Source organism: Enterococcus sp. 9E7_DIV0242 (assembly GCF_002140975.2).
Lineage (GTDB): Bacteria > Bacillota > Bacilli > Lactobacillales > Enterococcaceae > Enterococcus_L > Enterococcus_L clewellii.
Genome location: NZ_CP147247.1, coordinates 4,044,525 through 4,069,534, shown reverse-complemented (window position 1 = coordinate 4,069,534; position 25,010 = coordinate 4,044,525). Strand labels below are relative to the sequence as shown.

The window sequence follows — 25,010 nt, the reverse complement described above, 5'->3', positions numbered from 1 at the left end:
CGGCTTGCTCACCTCAATTTCCTAAAAAATTCCTCCATTTTGTCAAGAGCCAATGATTAATCACGCTAGATCAATGATTCCCTTCATTTTCAAACTATAGCATATACAAGCTAATTGTGCTATATTTGCTTCTTAAACCATTTAAACAAAAAAAGAGGTCGGAATGTCAACTAATCCCCACTTCTTTTTTTTCGATGAAAACAATGAAAAATCAATTGTCCTCATATAAAAGCAGAACAGAAACCAGCACATTGAAAATGAATCATCAGATATCAAAAATTTTTTAGATAATCATTGATTTCTCTTACTCACTTCAAAGCAACTGCTTCTGTTCTACACTCAATTTTTAGTTCTTATTTTTCAACTGCAGTTTCTGTAACAACTTCTACAGCCTTCTTCATACGAATATCATGCTTCAGCATGTCTTCAGTCAACACACGACGTACTTGATCTTCAGGCATATTGTATTGTTCTGACAACTCTTTGATTTCAGCATCAATATCTTCAGCAGTCACTTCAATATTTTCTTGTTCAGCAATCGCTTCGATCACAAGATTTGTTTTCGTACGCGTTTCTGCTTCACCCTCAAATTGCTTATGAAGATCTGCTTCAGTCGTACCAGTTAGTTGATAGTACATTTCAGGAGCAATTCCTTGACGTTGCATATTATTCAGGAATTCATCCATTGAACGATGTACTTCGTCATGTACCATAACATGTGGTAAATCAACGATTTCAGCGTTTGCTACAGCTAGCTGGATCGCAGCTTCATCTTTCGCTTCTTCAGCAGATGCTTCTTTAGCTTCAGTCAGCTCTTTACGATATTTTTCTTTCAGTTCATCTAAAGATTCAACAGAGTCGTCTACATCCTTCGCAAACTCATCATCCAATTCAGGAAGTTCTTTTGCTTTCACTTCATGGATTTTCACTTGGAAAACAGCTTCTTTTCCAGCTAAATCTTCTGCTTGATAGTCCTCAGGGAAAGTTACAGTTACTTCTGTTTCTTCTCCAGCTTTTTTACCGACTAATTGATCTTCAAAACCTGGGATGAATGAATTAGAGCCTAATTCAAGAGAATAGTTTTCTCCTTTACCACCATCAAATGCTTCACCATCTTTGAAGCCTTCAAAGTCGATAACAACTGTATCTCCGTTTGCAGCAGCTTCATCTTCTTTGATAACAAGCTCCGCTTGAGAAGTTTGCTCACGCGTCAAACGTTCTTCAACATCAGCATCTGTTACTTCACGGTCTTGTTTTTCAACTGTCAGATTTTTATATTCGCCAAGCTTCACTTCTGGTTTAACTGTTACTTCAGCAGTAATTACCCAGTCTTCCCCTTTGTTCATGCTTTCTACATCAATTTTCGGTTGAGAAACCGGATCGATTCCTGCTTCTTTCACAGCAGCTTCATACGCTTCAGGTAAAACAGCGTTCAAGGCGTCTTCGTACAATGCTTCTTCTCCGTACATACGGTTAAATACTTGACGAGATACTTTTCCTTTACGGAATCCTGGAACATTCAACCCTTTTTTTACTTTGTTAAACGCTTGTTTCATTCCTTTTTCGATTGTTTCACTATCGATTGAAAAAGTCAGCACGCCATCGTTTGTGCCTTTTTTCTCCCATTTCGCAGACATTAAATTCCCTCCGAATAACTTTTATTTATACATTATAGTTTTGCTATGCATACCTTTAAATAGTACACTATCACTGGGAAAATGTAAATATTTTAGATGATATCCGATAATAGAAAACGGAATTTTTTTTAAATCCGGAATTTTTTATTCTAATCCTCTTCAAATTGTCGGAATCGACTCCTCTAAAATAATCGTTTTTTTCGATAATCATAGGAAACGGTCATCTTTTCCAGATTTGACGTCTAATAGCTAAACTCAGCTTGATCAACAAAGAAACAAATTTCTTCAAAATCTATTTTCCTACCTATGCTCTCTCAGCTGAGACCTTTATCGCTACAACATTAATAGCCTTTTCAATCGTTTTTGGTGCCCTATTCAATTTAGGCAAAAGTATTCTGTTCTGACGGTCAGCCAATTCCAAAGTGACTAACAACTAAATATAAACATAAACTAAAATCGCAACTAAATTTGATTGCATATTTAATTTATGTTAGAATTACAAAGAGGTGATATCATGAAAAAAATTACTATTACTGATATGGAGAACGGTTACGTTGAACAAAGCAATCAATTTCTATGCCTATACTGTGCCCAAAGCTATCATACTTCCTTCGTTTATCCTGATAACGAGAATCTTGCAAACGCGGAGTTTATGATTAAAAAGCATCTGAACTCTCAACATGGAGGAGCTGCTGAAGCACTACTTCAATTAGATAAAAACGAATCAGGACTGACTGATATTCAAAAGCATTTTCTTTCACTTGTTAATCAAGGATTATCTGATGAGCAAATTGCAGAGAAAATGACTATCTCTAAGTCCGCTGTACGAAACCATCGATTCAAATTGAAAGAGAAGAGGCGACAAGCAACTACTTTGATTGCATTGCTCAATTTACTAGATGACTCGGCTAATGAATACGAACAGATAGCAGAACAAATCCCACGTCTCACTTTACAAAATAGCAAAGATGAAAAAATAATAGCAACATTTCTTGATAAGCATGGACATGCGATAAAAATTCCGACGAAAGAAAAGAAACGGATCATCTTGTTCCGCAAGCTTATGGAACGATTTTTACCTGAAAAACATTATACTGAGGCGGAAGTGAATCAAACTATCTCTACTATGTTTGATGACCATGTAACGGTTCGTAGATACTTGATTGAATATGGCATGTTGGGACGAACCATTGATGGGAAAAAATATTGGGTAATTTAACTGTGGAAAGGAAAAAAAGAGATGGACTATCTTATTGATCATGTACAGGTTACTGTAAAAGACTTGAAAACTGCTGAACCATTTTATGATATTCTTTGTGAAGCATTAGGCTTTGATCTTTCAAAAAAAATTCATGCCTATCTACCTGAACTGAATATGGAAGTCATTGAGTATCTGGATGACGCCTATGATTTTGGTATCTGTTCTCCCTTGCCCGAATACGAAGAGGAAACCATCCACCGAAGAAAACCTGGTGCTACTCATCACATTGCCTTTCGCGCTACTACACGAGAAGGCGTAGATGCTATCTATAACTTGTTACTGCCTCTAAATACAGAAATCATCGATCCCCCACAAATCCATCATTCTCATGGACCGAATTACTATGCCTTGTTTTTTAAAGACCCTGATGGTATAAAATATGAAATTGTTTGTAATCACTGATTCTCAAAATCGGTTTCCCCTATAATACACAAAAACCTGCAGATGGATTTCGCCATCTGCAGGTTGATTAATCAATTGATTATTTTGTATATTCTTCAACTAATGCAACGACTTCTTCCATTGTATCGCACTCATTAAGCGCACGATCCGCAAGTTCAGCCATTTTACCAGTATCCAAACGTTTCATTAAGCTACGTGTTTTCAGGATAGATGTCGCACTCATTGAGAACTCATCCAGTCCCATACCTACTAATAGAGGTACCGCAGTTTGATCTCCTGCCATTTCTCCACACATACCAGCCCATTTACCTTCAGCATGTGCTGCATCAATAACATTTTTGATTAAACGTAGAATTGATGGGTTATATGGTTGGTACAAGTAAGAAACGCGTTCGTTCATACGGTCAGCAGCCATTGTGTATTGGATCAAGTCGTTTGTTCCAACACTGAAGAAGTCAACTTCTTTAGCAAATTTATCAGCAATTACAGCTGCAGCAGGAATCTCGATCATGATACCCACTTGAATCGTATCAGATACTTTTGTTCCTTCACTTACTAATTTTTGTTTTTCTTCATCAAAGATTTTCTTCGCAGCTCTGAATTCTTTCAGAGTAGCAACCATTGGGAACATGATTCGCAAGTTACCATGAACAGAAGCACGAAGCAATGCACGCATTTGAGTGCGGAACATGCTGTCTCCCAAATCTGATAAACTGATACGTAACGCACGGTAGCCCAAGAAAGGATTCATTTCATGAGGTAATTGAAGATATGGTAATTCTTTGTCGCCACCGATATCCATCGTACGGACAACAACAGGTTTACCGTCCATTCCCTCAAGAACTGCTTTATATGCTTCATACTGATCGTCCTCAGTTGGAAAATCAGGTGAATCCATATAAAGAAACTCTGTACGGTACAAGCCAACTGCTTCCCCACCATTTTTGTGTACGCCTTCTAAATCTTTCGGCGTACCAATGTTGGCAGCTAACTCGAAATGTTTTCCATCAGCTGTTTCGGTCTTCGCATTTTTCAGCTTTTCCCATTCAGCTTTCAGGTCAGCATAGGCTTGGCCTTTTGCTTCGAAATCTGCTTTTTCAGCATCTGAAGGGTGAATGATCACGTCTCCATCGATACCATTGACAGCTAGCATATCGCCAGCCTTAACTTTAGCAGTGATTTCCATTGTTCCTACAATAGCAGGAATTTCAAGTGAACGAGCCATGATTGCTGAGTGAGATGTACGTCCGCCAATGTCAGTAACAAAAGCTTTTACGTATGTTCTGTCCAGCTGAGCTGTATCACTTGGTGTCAAGTCATGAGCAACGACGATTACCTCTTCATTAATCATTGAAGGGTTTGGCAAAGTCACTCCCAGTAAATGAGACAAAACACGTTTCGCTACGTCACGAATATCAGCAGCACGTTCTTGCATGTACGCATTGTCGTCCATAGCTTCAAACATACCGATATACATATCAGTAACTTCTTTTAGTCCTGATTCAGCATTTACTTTATTGTCTTGAATATTTTGTTTAATTTGTCCGATCATTTCCGGATCAGCTAAAACCATCAAGTGTGCATCAAAAACTTGCGCTTCTTCCTCACCAAGACTTTTAGCTGCTTTTTCTCTGATAGCCTGAAGTTCTGTTGTAGATTTAGCTAGAGCATCCTCTAAACGTTTTTCTTCAGCAGCAGTATCATCTACAGTAACTTTATTGAATGATAAGTCCGGCTGAACAAGAAGATAGGCTTTAGCAATTGCAACACCATCACTTGCGGCAATTCCCTTAAGCATCTCAGTCATTATTCAGACAGTCCTTCTTTTTTCATTGTTTCAACGATTGCAGCGATTGCATCTGCTTCGTCAACACCATCAACAGTGATAGTAACATCAGAACCTTGACCTACACCAAGAGACATAACGCCCATGATTGATTTCAGGTTAACTGATTTACCTTTGTACTCTAAGTTAATATCAGAGTTAAATTTGCTTGCTGTTTGTACTAGTAATGTAGCTGGGCGTGCGTGAATCCCTGTTTCTGCTACAACGTGAAAGTCTTTCTTTTCCATATGAATCGGTCTCCTTCGTAAGTAAAATATTTTTTTATGTTAGGGTTTTCTATCCATACATATTTTGTATAAAAAACGACCCTTTCAATTTTTAAGATTACCATTTTTTTGAAGTTGTTACAACTGTTTTCAACGAAAATTTAAGGAATCTAGTAAACCTTTTCAATTAATCTGTAAATCGATAAATAATTTTTCCGCTTAAACCAGCCTCACCAACAATTTTTTCACGATCTTCATCGTTTTTCCATGCTTCTCTGAATGTACTGAAATCCTTTTGTTCAATGACAATTTCTGAAATCGTTCCTTCCTTTAATTGTCGGATGCTATCCTCAAATGGATTTTCGGGCATAAAAGACGCCACCTTCTTTCTTTTTCTTGCTCACTCCATTCTACCAAGAGTCCATATCAACTAGCAATAATCATTCTCCATGCTTTATATTATTGCTTGCATACCTAATGGATATGCCTCAGTAAATGCCCTTTTTAAACTAAAAAAAGTTTTGGGACGTATCTATCTTATAGGAAACAGTTCTATTTGTCTAAATTCTGAATTTGAATTACCTGAGCAGTAAAAAATACGCTATCTATTTAAACAGATTCTATTATTTTTGCAACTCGAAAGGTCTGTTTCCTTTACCTAGTCCTCATTCTTTCCCATAACAAAGCGATAAAAAAATGATTGAACCTCGTTCATTTTATAGAGCCAATTACTTGATTCTATTGGAAAACGTGCTATAATATTTTCAAAGGTCAAAAAAGGTCAGTTGGTTTTTGATCTTTAATTTTGACTTAAAATTCAGTCTTACAAGTGAAAGGACGTGCATTAGTAGATGATTTGCCAAAACTGCAAACAAAATGAAGCTACAATTCACTTATACGCAAATGTCAATGGTCAGAGAAAACAGTTGGACTATTGTCAAAGTTGCTATCAAAAATTAAAAGCGCAAGCAAACAACACACAACCAACCATGTCTCAAGACCCCTTTGGGTTTGGAAGCTTAGATGATTTATACCGTTCTCTTTCTCGCCAAATGCAACAAGGAGATCAACTTGGGCAACAAACACCGCCTACACAATTTGGTGATGGCAATGGTATTAATGGCCAACCACCAAGAAAAGGTGGACAAGGGAATGGTTTACTCGGTGAATACGGAATCAATATCACTGAAGCTGCCAGACAAGGAGATATCGACCCAGTCGTTGGTCGTGACGAAGAAATCAAACGTGTTATCGAAATCCTGAATAGAAGAACAAAAAACAATCCTGTGTTAATTGGCGAACCTGGTGTGGGTAAAACAGCCGTTGTAGAAGGATTGGCACAAAAAATTATTGATGGCGATGTACCACAAAAACTATTGGAAAAAGAAGTTATTCGCTTGGATGTCGCTTCTTTAGTTCAAGGAACAGGTATCCGCGGTCAATTCGAAGAGCGGATGCAGAAGTTGATTGAAGAAATCAAACAAGCAGAAAACATCATCCTTTTCATTGACGAAGTTCATGAATTAGTTGGTGCCGGAGCAGCCGGCGATGGCAATATGGATGCCGGCAATATTTTGAAACCAGCCCTCGCTCGTGGCGAACTACAGATGGTTGGGGCGACAACTTTGACCGAATATCGAATCATCGAAAAAGATGCAGCGTTAGAACGTCGGATGCAGCCGGTACGAGTAGATGAACCAACCGTTGATGAAACGATCGAAATTCTAAAAGGTTTGCAAAAACGCTATGAAGATTATCACCATGTAAAATATACAGATGAAGCAATCAGAGGAGCAGCTTACCTTTCTAATCGCTATATTCAAGATCGTTTCCTTCCAGATAAAGCGATCGATTTATTGGATGAATCTGGTTCTAAGATGAACTTGACGATTCAAATTGCTGATCCAAAAACCATTGAAAAGAAGTTAGCAGATGCGGAACAACAAAAACAACAAGCCTCTGCAGAAGAAGATTTTGAAAAAGCAGCTTATTATCGTGATCAAATCAATAAATTACAGGTAATGAAGGATAAACAGATTAGTGATGAAGAAACACCTGTAATCACTGAAAAAATTATTGAAGCAATCGTGGAACAACGAACAGGGATCCCTGTTGGTGAACTGAAAGAAAAAGAACAAACACAGCTGAAAAATCTAGCTGTTGATCTAAAAGCCAATGTCATTGGACAAGATGATGCAGTCGACAAAGTAGCAAAAGCGATTCGCAGAAACAGGGTTGGCTTGGGCAAGAAGAATCGACCAATCGGTTCCTTCTTATTTGTCGGACCTACCGGTGTAGGTAAAACAGAGTTGGCTAAACAGTTGGCCTTCGAACTTTTTGGTTCTGAAGACACCATGATTCGTTTTGATATGAGTGAATACATGGAAAAACACAGTGTTTCCAAACTAATTGGTTCACCTCCCGGCTATGTTGGCTATGAAGAAGCCGGACAGTTAACAGAAAAAGTCCGCCGCAATCCATATAGCCTCATTCTCCTTGACGAGGTTGAAAAGGCCCATCCAGATGTTTTGCATATGTTCCTGCAAATTCTCGATGATGGACGTTTGACAGACGCGCAAGGTAGAACGGTCAGCTTCAAAGATACGATCATTATCATGACCAGTAACGCTGGTAGTGGAAAAATCGAAGCCAACGTTGGTTTTGGTGCAGCGCGTGAAGGAGTGACTCGTTCAATTCTTGGTCAGCTAAACAATTTCTTTACGCCTGAATTCTTGAACCGATTTGACGGAATAGTTGAATTCAGTGCACTAAGCAAAGAAAATTTATTAATGATCGTAAGCTTGATGTTGGACGATGTCAATCAGCTTCTTTCTCAACAAAAAATTCACATCGCTGTGCCAACTGATGTGAAAGAAAAACTCGTTGATTTAGGCTATGATCCAGCAATGGGTGCTCGTCCATTACGTCGGACGATTCAAGAACAAATCGAAGACGGTATTGCTGAATACTATCTCGATCATCCTGAAGATCATGAGTTGACTGCAGTCTTGACTGACGAAGGAAAAATTATCGTAACAGGTCAGACAGCTCAACCAGAAGTAACAACCGAAACGGATGAGAATGAAACCGAGTAATTAATAACACCTATTTAAGATAATCAAAGAATACTTAGTCTGAGTCTACATATTTCCTCTGTAGATTCAGGCTATTTTTATACAAATTAAGAGGTTTGGATAAAAAAACAAAAAAATTGATGTTTCAAGACATATTTTTAAAGCATTTTATGGTAAAATTTAAGCATAATTCTTTTTATTTTCATAAAAGCATTTTATAATGGTATTGTTCTATATAGTTTACATAGCTCTGATAAAACAGAACGAAAAAAGAGAGGTGAAATGATGAAGTTAATTAACGTAACCAACAGCCATAGACAGATGGTCAATAAACAGCTGGAAAGCACAGATGCTCATCTTGTCAAAGTGTATTCTGCCGGTAACACGACTGCGATATATTCTGAAGCAGAACAGCATGTCGAAATTCTGATCCTAAACCAAAAACGGTCGATTCGAAAAGCCGAGGCAAATGAGATTCTGAAATTTTTCCTTAAACGAATTCCTAAAGAATTGATTCAAAAAGAAAAAATCGAAATAATTGAACTGAAAGGTATTACAGAAATATCTATTCCGTTAGCAGGTAATTTAGTTAGAACTTGAAAAATACAGCTTCCGAAAAAAACGGAAGCTGTATTTTTTATAATAAACTATTCAGTTCGACATCCGGGTACTTATCGGCGAACCACCGCATCGCAAATTGATTCTCAAATAAGAATAACGGCTGATCAAAACGATCCTTCGCTAAAATGTTACGACTGGAACTCATACGCTCATCCAGATCTTCGGGTTTGATCCAGCGGGCAATTTTAGAGCCCATTGGGGTCATAATAACTTCAGAATTATATTCATTCAACATTCTATGTTGGAAAACCTCAAATTGAAGCTGCCCTACTGCACCAATAATATAGTCTTCAGTCAAATATGTTTTATAAAGCTGAATAGCCCCTTCCTGAACCAATTGATACATTCCTTTATGGAAAGATTTCTGTTTCATGACATTTTTCGCAGTGACCTTCATAAACAACTCTGGCGTGAAGGACGGCAGTTCTTCGTATCGAACCTTCATCTTACCTTCATACAGACTGTCACCGATCTGATAGTTTCCAGTGTCATACACTCCAATTATATCCCCTGCTACTGCTTCCTCAACATTTTCTCTAGCGTCTGCCATAAATTGGGTCACATTGCTCAGCTTGATTTTCTTACTAGTTCTTTCCAGGGTTACATCCATCCCTCTTTCAAAGGTACCGGAACAAATTCTGACGAAGGCGATTCTATCTCTATGTGCTGGATTCATATTGGCCTGAATCTTGAAAACAAAGCCGGAAAATTCTTCCTCATAGGGACTGACCTCTTCACCGTCTTCTGTCTTATGGGCATGAGGCTTCGGCGCAAACTGCAAGAAAGTTTCCAGAAATGTTTGAACCCCAAAATTTGTTAAAGCGGAGCCAAAGAATACCGGTGTCTGATTCCCTTGCGCGATTTTCTCCTCATCAAAGGCATCTCCTGCCTCCAGAAGCAGTTCTACATCCTCTAACGCTTGATGGTATAAATTATTCTGATTCAATTCATGAGCTTCAGGAATCGTCCCGTTTTCCAAAGGGATAAATCGCTGATCCCCCTCTTTACCTGAACGATATAATTCAACACGTTGGTTGTGGATATCATATAACCCTTCAAGTCCTTTACCCATACCGATTGGCCAGTTCATTGGATAAGACTCGATTTCAAGAATCTCCTCTAATTCTTCCAAAAGATCCAGTGGTTCTCTTCCATCACGGTCTAACTTATTAATGAAGGTAAAAATCGGAATTCCTCTCTTTTTAACAACTTGAAAAAGCTTCTTTGTTTGTGCCTCGATCCCTTTGGCACTATCAATGACCATGACAGCACTATCAACAGCCATCAATGTCCGATACGTATCCTCTGAAAAGTCCTCGTGTCCCGGTGTATCCAGAATGTTTACTCTCTTGCCATCGTAATCAAATTGCATCACTGAGCTGGTAACAGAAATCCCACGCTGCTTCTCAATTTCCATCCAGTCAGATTTCGCAAAATTGCCTGTCTTCTTCCCTTTCACTGTGCCGGCTTGGCGAATTGCTCCCCCAAATAGCAGTAGCTGTTCAGTAATCGTCGTTTTACCGGCATCCGGATGGGAGATGATCGCAAAAGTACGACGACTGTCAACCTGTTCTTTTAAATGCGGATTGTTCATTATAGTTTATGCTCCATTTCTTCAAGGTTTAAATGTATGTGAAACGTTGTTTTACTTTTTTGTCTACATTGGACTTTCTCCTATAAATAAATTCAACTAATGTAGTATATCATGGAATAGGGAGTAATTTCAAAATTATAAATACGTGAGTTTCCTTAAAATTATACTTTTTTTTGAGCTTTTCTCTGAGAAATAATATATAATCTTTATAACACTTAGTTGTTTTTGACAGGTCGCTTGTATAAGAGAACGGTTATCGAATAGTGTAGTTTTATGCAATTGTCAGAATTATCTTGAAATAATAGAAAGATAAGGAGGAGCACTTCATGTTTGAAAAACTCATTCTGGAGGAAGTTACTAAAAGAAAGCTGACCTTATTTAATCTACTGGTGCAACTACCGGATGATTACTATAGTATCAATTTCTTAGAAAACAATTTGGATTACTCTTACAGTCGGGTTTCCTATCTGTTGGAATTGATTCAACAGGATCTTGATGATATCAAACAAGAGCCTGTCGCATTCATAACAGATCAAGGAATCCATTATGATCGAACAATCTCTTATGACCAGTACTACCAATATCTTATTACTCAAAGTATTCCTTATCTGCTGATTCTATCCATTGTTTATTACCCAAAAGATACTTTGGATGATTTTTGTAGAAAAAATTTTTTGAGTAAAGCTTCAGTCATCAGAAAATCAAAACCGTTGAATGATTATCTAAAACATTTTGGTATCAAGTTAAACATCTCACAACTAAAGCTCTCCGGTGAAGAGCGTATCATTCGAATTGTATTATACACATTGATCTGGTTTACCTCTCAGAGTGTAAATCTTCCCAAAGCAAATATCAATGTTGATTACAAAGCAGTCATTGATCATATCAGCCCTTGTTTCCCGGAAAGCCACAGCTATTCTGCGACGAAACAAATCTGTCTGATGCTGGACATTGTTTACCTTCGCATTACTAATGGCTATGTACTAAAGGATAAGATAAAAATCTCTTCCTACGTTCCTATGAGTCTCCAACGAGGAAAAGTTTTTTTCGATGCAATCGTGAAAGATCCTGTGGTCATGGAAGCTGAATGTCAATTTTCAGCGTTGCTTCTGACCATATCACCTAATTTTTACACTGAAGCTGATCCCCGCTTCCCATTGCTTCAGTTGTATCTTGAAACAGAAGACAATCAAGCGACTACACTTTTTCATGAGTTTTGGGCTTTTTTGGAACAAGAATACAGCCTCAGTCTTTTAGATCATAAGGTTCTTTATGGAAACATTGCCAATATTCTTTTTCCAGTAATTATTTTCAAGAAGACCTTGCCCGGTATTCTAACAATCAATGCAAAATCTAGTTTTCTTCAAAATAAATATTTTTTGGAGCTCTTTGGTTCGTTCAAAACCTTTTTCAAGAAGGTATCCAAAAGAAAAAACTATGGCTGGATTACAGAATATATCAGTCAACTCGCCACGGCTTTTGCTTTACTTCTTTATCCGACATGGGAAAATCTACAGACCAACAGAACAATCAAGGTTGGGTTGATCGCTGAATCAAACTATTTACTGACGCAGCAACTGATTAATTATTTGGATGAATTTGTTTTTGTAGAGCTGGGATCTATGACTGATTCCTGTACAGACTTCGATTTGATTGTAGCGACTTCTTCCTATTTATTACCAGAATATTGTCCGGTCCCTAAGTTTGTTTTCAGGTATTCCCTTGATAATCACCGACAATTCATTGACTTATACCAGACTTTAAAAGAAGTACAAATGAATAAAAATGCCCACGAAAAGAACAAAAAAAGCTAGTATGATCGCTGATCATACTAGCTTTTTTGCATAGACTGTTAACGTCTAGGTTCATCATCCTCTACATCTCTTCGAAACAAACGACGTCCTTCTTCCGGTTCTTCATCAACGACTTCCTCATCATGAAAAATCACTCTCAGTACAAGGATTCTCGCGCCTTCCATTTCTTCTGAAATAAGAGTGATGTTGCCTACATCAAAGGATAACTTCTCTCCCTCGTCAGGAATCGTACCCAAGGCAGTAATCAAATAACCAGCCATCGTATCCACATCACTCATATGCAGATCGGTTTCAAAGACTTCGTTAAATTCATCAATAAGCATTCTACCTTGAATCAGGTATTCATGGTCATTGATTTTTGAATAAAGGTTCTCTATTTCATCAGATTCATCATCTATTTCTCCGACAATTTCCTCCAACAAATCTTCTAGGGTAGCTAATCCTACTACACCACCATATTCGTCTAATAGAATAGCCATCTGGTTCTGTGTCCGTTTTAACTCATATAACAAATCATCAATAAAAATTGTTTCAGGTACAAATAGTGGTTCTTGGATGATCTCCTGAAGATTGATATTGTCAAAACCTTTAGTATGAGCAGCTTTCAATAGATTTTTTGTGTGTAATATGCCGACTACTTTATCTTTATCATCATTATAAACAGGGATTCTTGAATAATTCTCAGACAAAACAAGATTGATATTTTCGTTGATCTCATCTTCAATATTAATCATAAATGCGTCGGTTCTTGGAACCATTACTTCACGAGCAACTTTGGTGTCTAATGAAAAGACACCCTGAAGCATTTCAAGCTCATCATTTTCCAAAACGCCTTCTGTTTCCAGCATATAACGCATTTCGTCTCTTGTCATTTTTGAATCTTCATCATCAAATTTCATCGGTGTCAGTCGTGAAATCAAGTCTGTAGAAGCAGAAAGTAACCAAACAAATGGTCGTGCAATCATTCCCAGAAACTGTACGGGTCCGGCAGTGAATTTTGCTACCTCTTCAGATTTATTCATCGCAATTCGTTTCGGATAAAGCTCACCAAACACGATCGATACATAGGTCAATAACGCTAAAATAATGATACTTGCCATATTTTTGGCAAATGCTCCGCCACCAAGTAACGGTGCTAAACGTGATGACAAAGTATCTGCTAAAGATGCCCCTGACAGGATATTGACCAGCGTAATCCCTACTTGGATCGTAGACAGAAAATTATTGGGATCTTCTAAGATTTTCAATAGTTTTCCAGCTTTAGTGTCACCTTCCTCAGCCTTTTGTTCCAAACGGTTTTTGTTGACAGAAACGGCAGCAATTTCAGCAGCAGCTAAAAAGGCATTGATCAATGTCAAAATGACTAATAATAAAATTTGCGCGATAAGCGACTGACTCTCGGGGTCAGCATTGTTCATAATTGTGTTCTCTCCTCTTTCTTATTGATGAAACTGCTCAAATTATTGACCAGTTCCTTCATTTTGATGGTCCGATGTCCTTTGTTCTAGATGGTCCTACATAAGAACAATGGCTCTCCTCTTACTTGTTGACGAAACTGCTCAAGTTATTGATCAGTTCCTTCATTTTGGTGGTCCGATGTCCTCTACTTCTAGGTTTCTTATTTACACCAGAGTAGAGGCTCTCCTCTTGCTTGTTGATGAAACTGCTCAAATTATTGACCAGTTCCTTCATTTTGGTGGTCCGATGTCAATTTTTCTAGATGGTCTTGCTCTAGAAAATTGTACTACTCTTGCTTGTGGTTTGAGCTAGTCATTTACCATCCACACAGCGATCGCCTTGTTCGGGCTAATGGGGACAGGGAAAATATTTTCTTAAAGCTTCTTTCCACAATAAAAATATACGGTCCTTTCACTCTTTTCTTTCAAATCATCCTCTTTCTCTTGAATAAGACATATAAATGCTGGTTTTATCTATCTCATTTATGCAAAAAAAGCTGGCTCTTTGTTTAAAAAAAGTGATAAAAAACGTGACTACATTCAATTCGTAGTCACGATAAAAGCGTATCATAAGTGGATAATTATTTCAATCATTGTCCACTATTTTTCGTCTCTGCAGCACTCTCAAGAACCAAGGCTGCTCGTTCTTCTTGCTTTCCACGTTGAACCAGTTCAATAATGAAGAGAACGATTGTACGACAAATTGCATAAAATGGGACACCAAGGAAGATTCCTAATAGGCCGGCAAGATTTCCAGCAACCAGTAAAATCAAGATGATTGTCAACGGATGGATCTTCAATGTTTTTCCAATTACATTTGGATAGATAACATTTCCGTCAAGCTGCTGTACAATCACAACAACTATACAACAGAGCAACGCTTTAAAGGGTTCGTTAAAAACCGTCACAAATACTGCGGGTGCAAGACCTAAGTATGGTCCAAGATAAGGAATCAAGTTCGTCAAACCTGCAATCACACCAAACAGAAAAGCATATCTGACACCAATTAATGAGTAGCCTATAATTGTAAAAGTTCCAACAAACAAACACTCGATTGCCTGACCACTGATGTAACTGGATAAAGTTTTATCCAATTGCTCCAACAGATTCACAATGTCTGCTTTTCGCTTTTCCGGCATAAATTTTTGTATGCCAGGAACCAAACGGTCGCCATCCTTCAACATATAGAACAAGATAAACGGTGCTGTAAAGATGACTATCGTTGTAGATGCAACAGTAGATACGATCGAGCCAAGACTGCTAGATAAGCCACTCAAGAACTGTTGAATGATATTTCCATAAGAAATATCCAACTGTTCAATATAGCTCGTCAAATCAAGATCTTTGAATATTGGTAATGCAGCCATTTGATACACCCAATCCTCTATGCTTTTGAAAACATCCGGGATACTTGAAGCAAGACTTGAAAGCTGATTTGCCAAGCTTGGAATAACACTGACCAAGATAAGAACAATAGCGGCCAGCAGCAAAACAAATACAATAATAATTGCATAGATTCGTTTAAGCTTTAGCTTCATCAATAGCTTTACCAAAGGATTTAAAATGTAATATAGAAAGCCTGCTATCAAAACAGGTGCAAACAATGTCGAGAAAAATGTGCCGATTGGCTCGAATAAGAAATTGATTTTTGTGGAGACCCATACAAGTGTCGCCAATACCAATAACTCGACCGACCAGAACATTAGCTTCGACTGTTTTAATTTTTCAAACAATATACCCCTCCTAACAAAAACGTTATTTAATAGATTCTAGCATAGTTTACAGATAAAAGAACAGTAATTGTCCCTCCTCCATTCTATCATTAGCGAACACAGAGAAGAATCCTATTCAGACAGAAGGAATGGAAATTTAATAAAAACTAAGTAAATCAGTCGTAGTCTATACAAATAAATACGCAATGATTAATTCTTTTCACTCTGCTAACAGAAATAAACCAACTTGTAGTATAATCAAGCTATCTTATTTTTTGGAGGTCAATTATGAAAATCGTTCATACAAAGGATACAATGAGTGATATTTATCTTGATGCGTTGCGTATTCGCAATCAAGTTTTTATGGTCGAACAAGGTGTTCCAAAGGATATCGAAATTGATAAATATGAAGCTGCTTGTATCCATTTTGTTCTTTATACAGACAATCAAGCTGCTGCAACCTGCCGTTTACTACCATTGAAAGACGGTGTAATGAAGCTGCAACGAATGGCAGTCTTGAAAGAGTATAGAGGGAGAAGTCTTGGACGCGCAGTTATTAATGAGACGGAAGCCTTCACCAGACAGCAAGGATACAATACGATTACGTTGGGTGCTCAGCTCACTGCAGTCGATTTTTACGAAAAATTAGGTTATTCGAAGCATGGTGAACTGTTCATGGATGCGAATATTCCACACTATCAGATGGATAAATCCGTTTGATTTTTTTTCTCAGGTCAACAACGTAAAAATGAAATTCATAGACTGTGTTGTTGACCTGTCCATATAAATTTGGTAGAATTTATGTAAGCGAATTCTTTTTTTATTATTAAAAATGCACACGTGAACAAACGATTATAGGAGGAATGATCATGTCAAAAATTACTGCTGTCACAACTGAATATTACCGTATTCCATTACCTGAGCTCATGGAGGATGCGAAGCATGGACTGCATACTCATTTCGAAGTCCCTATTGTAAAAATAGAAACTGAAGATGGCCGTGAAGGGATTGGCTACACCTATACTGGTGGTTTTGGTGGTCGCGCTATCTGTTCTCTCATTGACATTGAACTGAAAAATATTTTGCTTGGGAAAGATGCCAGTTGCGTTGAAGCATTATGGGATGAAATGAATTGGGGAATTCATTACGTTGCCCGAGGTGGTTTGGCAAGCTTTGCTATTGCAGCCTGTGATATAGCATTATGGGATCTGCGTACAAAAAAGGCCAATGAGCCTCTATATAAATTACTCGGTGGTGTCAGCAACAAGGTAAAATGCTATGGCGGAGCAATCGATTTGAACTTTCCATTGGAAAAACTGCTGGCTAATAATCAAAAATACCTTGATATGGGCTTGAAGGCTGTCAAAATCAAACTAGGGCAAAAGACATTGGACGAGGATATTCAACGAATCGCTGCTGTAAGAGAGTTGGTTGGACCAGATGTCACTTTCATGGTAGATGCAAACATGAGCTGGTCTGTTGAAAAAGCAATCAAAGCTGCTAAAGCAATGGCGCCATATAATATTCTTTTCCTTGAGGAACCGACGATTCCAGAGGATTATGAAGGATATGCCCGAATTGCTGAAGAAGGACATATCGCTGTTGCCGGAGGAGAAAATCTCCGCACGCTTACAGAATTCCATCATCTACTGAAATATGGACATGTTGATTTTCCTCAACCAGACGCTTCAAATGTTGGCGGAATCACAGGGTGGTTGAAAGTGGCCTACCTGGCACAGGCAAACAATCTCGCTGTTTCAACACATGGCATGCAAGAGCTTCATGTCAGTTTGCTAGCTGCTATGCCGAACGCAGGTTATCTGGAAATGCACAGCTTCCCAATCGATCAATATACCACAAGGCCCCTTGTGATTGATAAAGAAGATGGCATGGCAGTTGCGCCTGAGGAAATTGGCATCGGTGTTACCTTTGATTGGAAAAAGCTTGCCCCTTACAAGTTACCATTCTAAGTTTATTTCAATCAATAAAAGAAAACCCTCTCTTTCGGCAATTTTCTGCTGAAAGAGAGGGTTCTATCTTTTGTAGCAAGTATCCAACCTCATTACCTAAAGATATCTTGCTATTTTAAATCATTTTTCTTATTTAGCCAGTCAGTTGCAAGGTCCATTGCTGCTCTCGTTGCATGGCTTTGATCGATTGAATTGACCATCACAAAATCATGGATCATTCCTTGGAATCTAACTTGTGTTACCTCTACTCCAGCATCACGTAAATGACGAGCGTACTCTTCACCTTCATCCCTCAATACGTCTGCTTCACCATTTAAAATCATTGCCGCAGGCAGTCCTGTCAGATCTTCCTTTGTTGCTTGTAATGGGGAGATCGTTTTGATCGTCGTATCTTGCCCTTCTGGTAGATAGTTGTCCCAGAACCATTTCATTCCGTCCTTAGCTAAGAAATAGTCTGTCGCAAACTGATTGTATGAGTCTGTATCGAACCCATGATTCGTTACAGGATAAAACAATAGTTGCTGATTGATCTTAGGGCCCTTACGGTCTTTTGCCAACATCGTGACCACTGTTGCCATATTCCCACCAACACTATCTCCGGCAATAGACAGACGATTTATATCATAATCGTCTCCTGCATCCGCAACGATTTTTAAAAGTGTCGCATAGCTTTGTTCGATTGCAACCGGATATTTAGCTTCGGGGGAACGATCATATTCAGGCACAAAAACAATCGAATTTGTTCTGACTGCAAGTTCTCTCACGAGCTTATCATGAGTATGTGCACTACCAAGAACCCAACCGGCACCATGAATATACAGAATCACTGGCAGTTTTCCTTCTGCATCTTTGGGCTTTACTGTGCGTACATTGATTTTTCCATGGTCACCAAGATCCCATTGCTGATCTTCAATTGCCGCATCCAGCTTTTCTACTGGTGAATCCTGAACCTCCTCCAACAGCGCACGGGCCTCATCTACAGGTAATTGATAGATAAACGGCGGATTTGCGTTCGCTTCGCTAAATTCAAGTGCTGATTTTTCTAAAGAAATTCTTTTTGTCATGAAAAGACCTTCTTTCTTCTTTTATAAAGTAATCATAGAGCCTTAATAAAATTTCTACAATTATTTGGCTCATTCTGATTTGTCTCTTTCATTGCGCTTCTCTCCTCGGTAACTTACTATAAAAAAGCAATCACGTGTCCCGTGTCTCAATTTCCTAATAACGTATAAATGGTGTTCCGAAAATAAAAATTTCTTTTGTATAGAGACACGGAAAGGCTTTATTGCAATTTTCTACAGTTTTGGGAAGCTTACCATCAATTTCAGTAATCACGGTACAAAAAGAGACCGCACTGCCTAAGGCACGGTCTCATTCCTGTTTTTATCTAATTATTCGAATACTATCTCCCAATTTCCCTTGTTCGCTTCTCTATTATTTTTCGAGCATAAAGACTTTTTTAGTCGTTTATTTCATTGCTTCATCATATTTAACTTTTGAATCCTCGATTGCTTTTGCCCACTCATCAAGGAATGCTTCAACAGTCTTGTCCCCACTCATTACAGCTTGAATGCCAGGATCTACTTTGTTGTCCAAGATAGAACGGTAGTCAGGCAAGTAGAATGGAGGTTCGTACAGTTTCGTTTCAGAATCATCGTACACTTCAAAGGCAACCTTGATATGCTGTGCATCTTTGATCCAGTCTTCGTTCAATACATCAGAGTTTGTCGGAATCTGTCCAATTTTTTCATTCCAGTAGCTTTGGCTTGAAGCTGAATTCAAGAATTCAACCAGCTTCCATGCTTCTTCCGGATGATCCGTATTTGCAAACGCGGAGATTCCAATTGTGTTTCCACCTTCTGCTACATAATTCCCCTCTGCTGATTTTGGTAATGGTACAGCTTCAAACTGATCAGCTTCTAATGATTTGCTGTGTTCACCGAATGAACCAATATTGTGATGCAGAATTGCTGCTTTTCCTGTATCAAAAACCGCAACCATTTCTTTGTAGCCATTTGTGATATCACTCTTCGGTGTATTTTTTTGGTATAAGGCAAAATACTTTTCAAGAAACTCAACATGTTTTGGATCATTCACTGTTGCTTTTCCATCCTTATCAACATATTCAGTAATTCCTGAGTATGCATACATCAAACGTTGCAATTGTAATGACCCGCCGGCACCTCCACGAATCGTGTAGCCGTACATATCATCTGTTGTCAATTTATCTACATCTGTGAAGAAATCGTCCCAGCTTTCAGGCGCATCCAAATTATTTTCGGCAAATACATCTTCACGAATCCATAGAATATCTAAGTTTTGTGTGTAAGGAACGCCGTAAAGCTTGCCATCTTGAACGATCTCTTTGTTAAATTCAATCGCCCCTTCATTGATCAGGTCATTAAGCTCTGAGTCTTTCAAATAGTCATCCAATGGCAGTAACGCCCCACGAATTGAAAATTCCGGTAACCAGCTGGACTGTAAGGAAGCAACATCTGGTGTATCATTTGCTGCGATCGCTGCATCCAGTTTTGATTTTGCTTCATCCTTTGGCAACCCAACATATTCAACAGTAATAGTTGGATTTTCTTTTTCAAAATCATCAATCAGTTTTTCCCAAACCGGTGTTCTATCTGGGCCGGAATTTTCATCCCAGAAAACTAATTTGACCTCTTCTCCATCACCGGAACTGCTTTTCGCTGACTTTGATGAACCGCTGCTCCCCGAGCCACAGCCGGCAACCAATAACCCAGATAACGCCAATACACTCGCTAATTTTAAAGCTTTCTTTGACATTTTTATTCCTCCTAATTTATCCTTTAACAGCTCCGCCCATCCCATTAACTAAATGTTTCTGTGCAAACATGAAGAGAATGATCGATGGAATCAAAGCAATAATACTACCTGCAGCCAATGCGCCATAATTTACGTTAAATTCACCCATCATAAAGCTCAATCCAACTGGTAAGGTGAATTTGCTCTGTACATTTGTCAACATTAGTGCTAGTAGGAATTCATTCCAAGCATAAACGAAAATGTTAATTCCTGTCGCTACAACACCCGGTAATAAGAGTGGTACAATGACCTGGCGAATCGCCTGCATTCTTGTTGCACCATCAATTGCCGCAGCTTCTTCCAATTCAGCTGGAATCCCGGAAATAAATCCGCTCATCAAAATTGCTGAAAATGGAATCTGAACCGCTGAATAGACCAGCATCAATGAAATCGGGTTACTGATCATCCCGATATTGCTGAACATAACAAACAATGGAATGATCAGCATAGAACGTGGAATGAACTGTGTCATCAGTAAAATCATCATGAACACTCTTTTTCCTTTGAAATCATATCGCGCTAAAGCATAGCCCGCTAAAACGGACAATACCAAGGTCAAAAGTACGGTACCTACACCAACCACTACACTGTTGGTAAAATACTTTTCAAATCCAACATCATTCCAAGCATTGATAAAATTCTGAAATGTCGGACTGGATGGTAAATATTGAAGTGGTGTTTTAATGATATCTCCCTCCGGCTTCAATGCAGTGTTCAATGTCCAATAAATCGGAAACAATGTCCAAACCAGCATCATGGCTAAAGGAAAGTAAAAGGTCAATGTTTTATCTAGTTTTCCCTGTTTATTATACACAAGACTATGCCTCCTCGAATTTAGAAATTTTCAGATAGACTAACGCAATAATTGTCAGAATCAAGAATGCGACAACTGTCAACGCTGACCCGTAACCGAAATCACTACCGTGTACGGCTGTTTTAGCAATATACATTGCATATGTCATGGTTGAATTGGCCGGTCCACCGTTGGTCAGGTTGTACATCAAATCCACGTTGTTGAATTCCCAAACGGTTCTCAACAAAGTTGTCAATACAATTGTCCGCTTTAACTGCGGCAATGTGATATTAATGAACGATGTCCAACGATTGGATCCATCCATAGCAGCTGCTTCATACAGTTCTTCCGGAATACTCTGGAGAGAAGCTAGCAATGTTACTGCAAAAAATGGAATCCCACGCCATAGTTCCGCAACTACTACTGCGATAAAGGCACTGTTTGTACTAGCCAAAAACGCTTGTGGTTCACTGATAAGGCCCAGTTTCGATAGAATGTCATTGAACACCCCCATGTGCTCGTTGTACATCAGACTCCACATTACTGAGGTAAGTACCCCTGAGATTGCCCAAGGGACAAAAACAAATCCCCTTGTCAAACCTCTGAATTTGAATTTTTTGTTTAAGATCAACGCAATTCCCATTCCTAATCCCAACTGCAAAGCAACTTGGGAAACCACCCATTTTAAGCTGTTGATTAAGCTTGGGATGAAGTAAGCATCTTCTGTAAATATCTTCACAAAATTGTCGAAGCCGGCAAACGAATCATAAAATGGAGCCGAGATATCGTAATTTTGAAAACTATAATAGAAGATTCTCGCCATCGGAAAGAACAAAAGAGCTGTAATCATTATCAACGTTGGCAATAAGAGCAAATATGGGGCTTTTTGAATCTTTTTCCTTTTTTTCTGCACTTTTGGCAGTGTAACTTCTGTTTCCATTTTTTTCCTCCTAACATTTTCTCTATGAATCTCACTAAACAGCAATCATTGTTTTGCTGTCATTTAGTAACGCTCATCTCTATATATAAAATACTAGAAAACGGTTACAACCAACATTCATTATTTTAAGACAAACTTATAATATTTTAAGAATGAAGGAACGGAGGAGAAAAAAATGAAGGTTAGTTTCCATATTTCTACAAACGTCAAGATAAAAAAAGATAAAACAGAAGCTAAGCAGGGGCCCCCTTCTTTGCTCTGTTTTATCAACGAATCATTGTGTATCTGATACTTTTGTGTCAAGCTACCCATCTTAAACTATTTCTTGCAACCAGATATTTCCAGCATAGAATTATTCCAATTAATTCTTATGACTACGTAATTGCTGTTATTTCTCAACCAATCCTTGTCACACCAAGCTTGCACCTTATAAGTGCAGGCGCTTTTTTCAAGCATCTGCTATATTTAATTTATTGAAAAACATGGAGGGATTAAAAATGAACCTAGCTCAGCTCTTAAAAACCTTTAGGATTCAAAATGGATTTACGCAAGACCAGTTAGCCAAAAAAATTTTTGTATCTCATCAAACCATTTCTAAATGGGAGAATGGGATCAATACGCCCAGCATTGACAATTTATTAGCTCTAAGTGATCTATACGACATATCTCTGGATCAACTGATTAGAGGAAGCTTTTATTTTAGAAAACCATTTATGGTAGGAAAAAACTATCGTCCCTCTTATTTTTTATTCTTTGCCTTGATCTGGTTAGGTATCGCTCTATTTTTAACTGGTTTTGGCTATCAACCTTTAGGTGTCTTTCTATTTGTTCTTATGCTGGGGTTGACTTGTATTTTACCTACTCTTATAAAAGATTTCTGGATTATTGACAAACATGGCCTAACTATTACTCTCTATCCAAAATCAACGACAAAAAAATTTTTAGCCATCGGACAAAATAGTTTAGGAAGATCTACGAATCAAGTGTTTATTCCTTACAAAGAGATTCTATCTCTTGAACTTATTTATACTAAAAGAGTTAGAGTCAGTCCTTTTGATTTTAATCCAGATATTTTTTTCATCAATTTGATTACCCACTCAAATAAATCTATAATTTTACCTATCTCAAATGAGTTTACAAAATATATACCACAAGCCATGTCTTACATTGAAAAAAAGGAGATCACAATTATAGATTCAAAAAATTTGATTCCAGCTATTGTAGCGGATAAAAATCTTTTTACCTATACAAATAAGTGATTATATGCAGTTTCTATAAAGAAAAACATAACTAGATACAGTGAGCTACATTTACGGAGTTGATATTTTCTGTTCCTCTTTGTAGATATTCCTGTATTGTTTTGGTGATACGCCACTGTCTTTTTTGAAGCAGCTTGAAAAATAATTAGGATTCGTGAATCCTGTCTCTAAAGAAATATCCGTGATTGTTTTATTCGTATTTCGAAGCAGCTGATAGGCTGCTTCCATCCGTCGTTCAAATAAGTATTCTGTATAGTTTTTCCCTGTTTCGCTTTTGAATAGGTTGCTCAAATAAGGAGGCGACACATGAATATTTTCGGCCACTACTTGTAAGGATATCTCCTCATTTGCATAGTGACTGTCGATAAATCGTTTGGCCTGTTGGATGATCGTACCAGACTTACTGCCTACCTCCTGATTCTTTTGCCAGCAATCCACCATCTCTTTAACAGGCGCCAGCATATCCTCTACCACTGTACTGGAAGTAATCTTCTGATACACTGCAAACTCATCACAGGTGATGACATTTTTGGCTGCCTGAAATAGCATAAATACCTGTTTCATAAGAAATGGACGAATTTGTGACAACGGCAACGTCATCAGAGTCCCATTCATTTCCAAAGAATCAAGCAGTGCATAGACTTTTTTAGGTGCTCTGTTCTCAATTTGCTGAATCAGCTTTTGCTCCAGCTCGATCAAAATCGGCGAAAAATCCAATCGCGAGGTTTGTGGATCATAAGCATAGATCCCCGGCTGATCAAACTTATTTTTTTCAAAGCTGATACGCGCTTCGACAATTTTATCACTGATTTCCTTTGGATCTGAACTAATTGTGCTGAGTCCGATCCACCCTTCTTGTCGAAATAGAAATTCCTTCAACTCAGGACTATCCAACCACTGTTGAAATTCAGGCTGCTGTTCCCCCAGTTGAATCAACGTAAAATAAGTGTTATCCTCCAATCGTAAACTATCCTTTTGAAACATAGCTGGCACTTCAAGCGTCGCCTTATTCGTGAAATAGCACATACATTGAAATGGACCATTAACGGAAAAGAGTGTGTTGAATTGTTCACTGTTTTCACTTTTTTTTGAAAGAATGATCCTTTTTATCCATTCTCTCCGCTGATAATCTCTGGAAGCCAGCTCTGCCATTTCCTCTTCCTCGATTTGCTTAAATGCTTCATTGACCTGGGGCAGTAAAACTGTGGCATCCACTGGCTTCAAAATATAATCAAACGCCTTTAGGCTGACCGCAGCCTGTGCATAGCTAAACTCGCTATAGCCTGTCAGAAAAATAATCTGGCAATTTTTATTTTGCTCAACAATTTCTTTTCCCATTGCAATTCCATCGACAAAAGGCATGTTGATATCCGAGAGTACAACTTGAGGTTGCTGCTCTTTATAGCATGCCAAGCCCTCTTGCCCATTATCCGCTTCAAAGATTTCTGTCACACCGATCGTCTCCCAAGGAAGAGACATCAGTGCCTTACGAATGATCCACTCATCTTCTACGATCAATAGCTTTCTCATGTTTTTTCTCCTTAGTTATCCAATTCTACAACACCCTACAGTGACTAACACATTAGCAA

20 protein-coding genes are annotated in these 25,010 nt (G+C 38.2%); 8 read left to right on the top strand and 12 right to left on the bottom strand.

All coding sequences use genetic code 11. The features are described 5' to 3' along the window. Positions 1-353: 353 nt before the first annotated feature. On the bottom strand, positions 354-1,637 hold the full coding sequence (tig, locus tag A5888_RS19035; protein ID WP_086349028.1) for a trigger factor: 1,284 nt from the start codon (positions 1,635-1,637) through the stop codon (positions 354-356). A 514-nt stretch (positions 1,638-2,151) separates the two neighbouring features. On the opposite strand from tig, the gene A5888_RS19030 reads away from it, so the two are divergent. Together A5888_RS19030 and A5888_RS19025 are read left to right on the top strand one after the other, a co-directional pair. Beyond that, positions 2,152-2,856, top strand: a complete 705-nt coding sequence (locus tag A5888_RS19030) for a DUF2087 domain-containing protein (protein ID WP_249274470.1) — start codon at positions 2,152-2,154, stop codon at positions 2,854-2,856. 21 nt (positions 2,857-2,877) lie between these two features. Then, positions 2,878-3,300 carry a VOC family protein gene (locus tag A5888_RS19025; RefSeq protein ID WP_086349027.1) on the top strand — a complete coding sequence of 141 codons (423 nt, stop codon included), beginning with the start codon at positions 2,878-2,880 and terminating at the stop codon, positions 3,298-3,300. Positions 3,301-3,379: 79 nt separating this feature from the next. On the opposite strand, the gene ptsP is transcribed toward A5888_RS19025, so the two are convergent. The 3 genes from ptsP to A5888_RS19010 form a co-directional block, all read right to left on the bottom strand. Further along, a complete protein-coding gene (gene ptsP, locus A5888_RS19020) occupies positions 3,380-5,107 on the bottom strand; it encodes a phosphoenolpyruvate--protein phosphotransferase (RefSeq protein WP_086349026.1) in 1,728 nt (575 codons plus the stop codon). Beyond that, positions 5,107-5,373 (bottom strand): phosphocarrier protein HPr, encoded by a 267-nt coding sequence (locus A5888_RS19015; protein ID WP_086349025.1) that lies wholly within the window; start codon positions 5,371-5,373, stop codon positions 5,107-5,109. The genes ptsP and A5888_RS19015 overlap by 1 nt, the downstream gene beginning before the upstream one ends. Before the next feature lie 166 nt (positions 5,374-5,539). Next, positions 5,540-5,722: a hypothetical protein gene (locus A5888_RS19010; protein WP_086349024.1), complete on the bottom strand. Its 183-nt coding sequence runs from the start codon at positions 5,720-5,722 to the stop codon at positions 5,540-5,542. A gap of 481 nt (positions 5,723-6,203) precedes the next feature. On the opposite strand from A5888_RS19010, the gene A5888_RS19005 reads away from it, so the two are divergent. Both A5888_RS19005 and A5888_RS19000 read left to right on the top strand, forming a co-directional pair. Then, complete coding sequence (locus tag A5888_RS19005; protein ID WP_086349023.1) at positions 6,204-8,447, top strand: ATP-dependent Clp protease ATP-binding subunit; 2,244 nt, start codon at positions 6,204-6,206, stop codon at positions 8,445-8,447. Between the two features lie 264 nt (positions 8,448-8,711). Further along, positions 8,712-9,026, top strand: coding sequence for a DUF1827 family protein (locus tag A5888_RS19000; protein WP_086349408.1), 315 nt, complete (start codon positions 8,712-8,714; stop codon positions 9,024-9,026). Positions 9,027-9,063: 37 nt separating this feature from the next. Here A5888_RS19000 and A5888_RS18995 read toward each other — a convergent pair whose 3' ends face one another. Next, positions 9,064-10,641 (bottom strand): peptide chain release factor 3, encoded by a 1,578-nt coding sequence (locus A5888_RS18995; protein WP_086349022.1) that lies wholly within the window; start codon positions 10,639-10,641, stop codon positions 9,064-9,066. Between the two features lie 326 nt (positions 10,642-10,967). Between A5888_RS18995 and A5888_RS18990 the strand changes: the two genes are divergently transcribed. Further along, positions 10,968-12,455, top strand: coding sequence for a helix-turn-helix domain-containing protein (locus A5888_RS18990; protein ID WP_086349021.1), 1,488 nt, complete (start codon positions 10,968-10,970; stop codon positions 12,453-12,455). 38 nt (positions 12,456-12,493) lie between these two features. On the opposite strand, the gene A5888_RS18985 is transcribed toward A5888_RS18990, so the two are convergent. Then, complete coding sequence (locus A5888_RS18985; protein WP_086349020.1) at positions 12,494-13,873, bottom strand: hemolysin family protein; 1,380 nt, start codon at positions 13,871-13,873, stop codon at positions 12,494-12,496. Positions 13,874-14,502: 629 nt separating this feature from the next. Next, positions 14,503-15,645 (bottom strand): AI-2E family transporter, encoded by a 1,143-nt coding sequence (locus A5888_RS18980; RefSeq protein ID WP_086349018.1) that lies wholly within the window; start codon positions 15,643-15,645, stop codon positions 14,503-14,505. A 267-nt stretch (positions 15,646-15,912) separates the two neighbouring features. Here A5888_RS18980 and A5888_RS18975 point away from each other — a divergent pair, with 267 nt between their 5' ends. Continuing rightward, the gene (locus A5888_RS18975) at positions 15,913-16,344 is read left to right on the top strand and encodes a GNAT family N-acetyltransferase (protein ID WP_086349017.1); all 432 of its coding nucleotides are present in this window, start codon (positions 15,913-15,915) and stop codon (positions 16,342-16,344) included. Between the two features lie 149 nt (positions 16,345-16,493). Continuing rightward, positions 16,494-17,594, top strand: a complete 1,101-nt coding sequence (locus A5888_RS18970; RefSeq protein WP_086349016.1) for a mandelate racemase/muconate lactonizing enzyme family protein — start codon at positions 16,494-16,496, stop codon at positions 17,592-17,594. Positions 17,595-17,704: 110 nt separating this feature from the next. Here the strand turns inward: A5888_RS18970 and A5888_RS18965 are convergent, their stop codons facing one another. The 4 genes from A5888_RS18965 to A5888_RS18950 form a co-directional block, all read right to left on the bottom strand. Then, positions 17,705-18,658, bottom strand: coding sequence for an alpha/beta hydrolase (locus A5888_RS18965; RefSeq protein WP_086349015.1), 954 nt, complete (start codon positions 18,656-18,658; stop codon positions 17,705-17,707). A 403-nt stretch (positions 18,659-19,061) separates the two neighbouring features. After that, positions 19,062-20,390: an ABC transporter substrate-binding protein gene (locus A5888_RS18960; protein WP_086349014.1), complete on the bottom strand. Its 1,329-nt coding sequence runs from the start codon at positions 20,388-20,390 to the stop codon at positions 19,062-19,064. Between the two features lie 16 nt (positions 20,391-20,406). Beyond that, complete coding sequence (locus A5888_RS18955) at positions 20,407-21,243, bottom strand: carbohydrate ABC transporter permease (protein WP_086349013.1); 837 nt, start codon at positions 21,241-21,243, stop codon at positions 20,407-20,409. Positions 21,244-21,247: 4 nt separating this feature from the next. Further along, positions 21,248-22,162 (bottom strand): carbohydrate ABC transporter permease, encoded by a 915-nt coding sequence (locus A5888_RS18950; protein ID WP_086349012.1) that lies wholly within the window; start codon positions 22,160-22,162, stop codon positions 21,248-21,250. A gap of 497 nt (positions 22,163-22,659) precedes the next feature. Between A5888_RS18950 and A5888_RS18945 the strand changes: the two genes are divergently transcribed. Further along, on the top strand, positions 22,660-23,421 hold the full coding sequence (locus A5888_RS18945) for a helix-turn-helix domain-containing protein (protein WP_170924763.1): 762 nt from the start codon (positions 22,660-22,662) through the stop codon (positions 23,419-23,421). A gap of 51 nt (positions 23,422-23,472) precedes the next feature. Here the strand turns inward: A5888_RS18945 and A5888_RS18940 are convergent, their stop codons facing one another. Further along, positions 23,473-24,951, bottom strand: coding sequence for a response regulator transcription factor (locus tag A5888_RS18940; RefSeq protein WP_086349010.1), 1,479 nt, complete (start codon positions 24,949-24,951; stop codon positions 23,473-23,475). Positions 24,952-25,010 lie beyond the last annotated feature (59 nt).

Coding starts and splice junctions, on each gene's coding strand:
- tig (WP_086349028.1), bottom strand. CDS start 1,637: ATGTCTGCGAAATGGGAGAAAAAAGGCACAAACGATGGCGTGCTGACT.
- A5888_RS19030 (WP_249274470.1), top strand. CDS start 2,152: ATGAAAAAAATTACTATTACTGATATGGAGAACGGTTACGTTGAACAA.
- A5888_RS19025 (WP_086349027.1), top strand. CDS start 2,878: ATGGACTATCTTATTGATCATGTACAGGTTACTGTAAAAGACTTGAAA.
- ptsP (WP_086349026.1), bottom strand. CDS start 5,107: ATGACTGAGATGCTTAAGGGAATTGCCGCAAGTGATGGTGTTGCAATT.
- A5888_RS19015 (WP_086349025.1), bottom strand. CDS start 5,373: ATGGAAAAGAAAGACTTTCACGTTGTAGCAGAAACAGGGATTCACGCA.
- A5888_RS19010 (WP_086349024.1), bottom strand. CDS start 5,722: ATGCCCGAAAATCCATTTGAGGATAGCATCCGACAATTAAAGGAAGGA.
- A5888_RS19005 (WP_086349023.1), top strand. CDS start 6,204: ATGATTTGCCAAAACTGCAAACAAAATGAAGCTACAATTCACTTATAC.
- A5888_RS19000 (WP_086349408.1), top strand. CDS start 8,712: ATGAAGTTAATTAACGTAACCAACAGCCATAGACAGATGGTCAATAAA.
- A5888_RS18995 (WP_086349022.1), bottom strand. CDS start 10,641: ATGAACAATCCGCATTTAAAAGAACAGGTTGACAGTCGTCGTACTTTT.
- A5888_RS18990 (WP_086349021.1), top strand. CDS start 10,968: ATGTTTGAAAAACTCATTCTGGAGGAAGTTACTAAAAGAAAGCTGACC.
- A5888_RS18985 (WP_086349020.1), bottom strand. CDS start 13,873: ATGAACAATGCTGACCCCGAGAGTCAGTCGCTTATCGCGCAAATTTTA.
- A5888_RS18975 (WP_086349017.1), top strand. CDS start 15,913: ATGAAAATCGTTCATACAAAGGATACAATGAGTGATATTTATCTTGAT.
- A5888_RS18970 (WP_086349016.1), top strand. CDS start 16,494: ATGTCAAAAATTACTGCTGTCACAACTGAATATTACCGTATTCCATTA.
- A5888_RS18965 (WP_086349015.1), bottom strand. CDS start 18,658: ATGACAAAAAGAATTTCTTTAGAAAAATCAGCACTTGAATTTAGCGAA.
- A5888_RS18960 (WP_086349014.1), bottom strand. CDS start 20,390: ATGTCAAAGAAAGCTTTAAAATTAGCGAGTGTATTGGCGTTATCTGGG.
- A5888_RS18950 (WP_086349012.1), bottom strand. CDS start 22,162: ATGGAAACAGAAGTTACACTGCCAAAAGTGCAGAAAAAAAGGAAAAAG.
- A5888_RS18945 (WP_170924763.1), top strand. CDS start 22,660: ATGAACCTAGCTCAGCTCTTAAAAACCTTTAGGATTCAAAATGGATTT.
- A5888_RS18940 (WP_086349010.1), bottom strand. CDS start 24,951: ATGAGAAAGCTATTGATCGTAGAAGATGAGTGGATCATTCGTAAGGCA.